Origin of the sequence: Burkholderia sp. HMSC10F09, assembly GCF_001806955.1 — a bacterium.
GTDB lineage: Bacteria > Pseudomonadota > Gammaproteobacteria > Burkholderiales > Burkholderiaceae > Burkholderia > Burkholderia multivorans.
Genome location: NZ_KV786507.1, coordinates 24,440 through 25,937, shown reverse-complemented (window position 1 = coordinate 25,937; position 1,498 = coordinate 24,440). Strand labels below are relative to the sequence as shown.

General features: G+C 63.0%; 2 protein-coding genes. Both read right to left on the bottom strand.

Translation table 11 applies throughout. From position 1 onward, the window contains the following. Window positions 1-871: ABC transporter permease subunit (locus HMPREF3115_RS01810; protein ID WP_256275956.1), on the bottom strand; the 871-nt coding region annotated here is incomplete at its 3' end. Next, window positions 868-1,498 (bottom strand): TOBE domain-containing protein (locus HMPREF3115_RS32130; RefSeq protein ID WP_256275955.1); only part of this gene is annotated, 631 nt, incomplete at its 5' end. The genes HMPREF3115_RS01810 and HMPREF3115_RS32130, both read right to left, overlap by 4 nt.

Genomic DNA, 1,498 nt, shown 5'->3' with positions numbered 1-1,498 from the left:
CGAGCAGCAGCAGCACCATCGCGCAGGTCACGGCCGACGCCATCGGCCAGTCTGCGTTGTTGAAGAACTCGTTCCACATGACGCGGCCGATCATCAGCGTGTTCGCACCGCCGAGCAGTTCGGGGATCACGTACTCGCCGACTGCCGGAATGAACACGAGCAGGCAGCCCGCGATGATCCCGTTCTTCGACAGCGGCAGCGTGATCTGCACGAACGCCTTCCACGGCTTCGCGCCAAGGTCGTACGCGGCTTCGAGCAGACGCAGATCCATCTTCACGAGATGCGCATAGAGCGGCATGACGAGGAACGGCAGATACGAATAGACCATGCCGATATAGACCGCGTAGTTGGTCCGGTACAGCTCGATCGGCGTGTGGATCAGCCCGATCCACATCAGGAAGTTGTTCAGCAGGCCGTTGTTCTTCAGGATCCCGATCCACGCATACACGCGGATCAGGAACGACGTCCAGAACGGCAGCATCACGCCCATCATCAGCAGATTGCGCGTGGCCGGATTCGAGCGCGCGATGTAGTACGCCATCGGATAGCCGATCAGCAGACAGAGCAGCGTCGTGATCGCGGCAACGACCACCGAGTTCACGTACGTCGCGAAGTACAGGCTGTCCGACAACAGGAACGCGTAGTGCGACAGGTTCAGCGCGATGTGCACGACGCCGTCCGCGTACGACGCGAGCTCCGAATACGGCGGAATGCCGAGCTGCAGCTCCGCGAAGCTGATCTTCACGACCAGCACGAACGGCACGAGGAAGAACAGCACGAGCCACGTGAACGGTCCGGCCACCACCGCGGTGCCGCCCGTCAGGTTGAAGCGCCGCACCGGCCACGCGAGCAGGGACTTGAGCGCGTTCATGACGTCAGCACCACCCCTGCCGTCGCGCTCCAGCGCACGTAGATCTCGTCGCCGAGCGCCGGCGTGTCGAGTTCCGAAATCGCGAGGCTCGACACGTTCGCGATCACCGTCTTGCCGCCATCGAGCTTCACGTGATACAGCGAATAGCCGCCCATGTACGCGACGTTCGTGATCGCACCGCGCGCCCAGTTGAAGGCGCCTTCGGGCGGCTTGCGCGTGAGCGCGATCCGCTCGGGGCGCACCGATACCGTCACCGGCATCCCGAGCGGGCCCGTGATCCCGTGGCTCACGTACAGCCGGCTCGGCAACTCCGGCGATTCGATATACACGTGGTCGGGCTCGTCCTCGACCGTCACGCCGTCGAACAGGTTCGTCGACCCGATGAATTCGGCCGAGAAGCGGCTGTTCGGATATTCGTAGACTTCGTTCGGCGAGCCGATCTGCACGATCTGACCTTCGCTCATCACGGCGAGGCGGTTCGCCATCGTCATCGCCTCTTCCTGGTCGTGCGTGACCATGATGCAGGTCACGCCGACCTTGTGCAGGATGTTGACGAGCTCGATCTGCGTGCGCTGGCGGATCTGCTTGTCGAGTGCCGACATCGGCTCGTCGAGCAGCAGCAGCTTC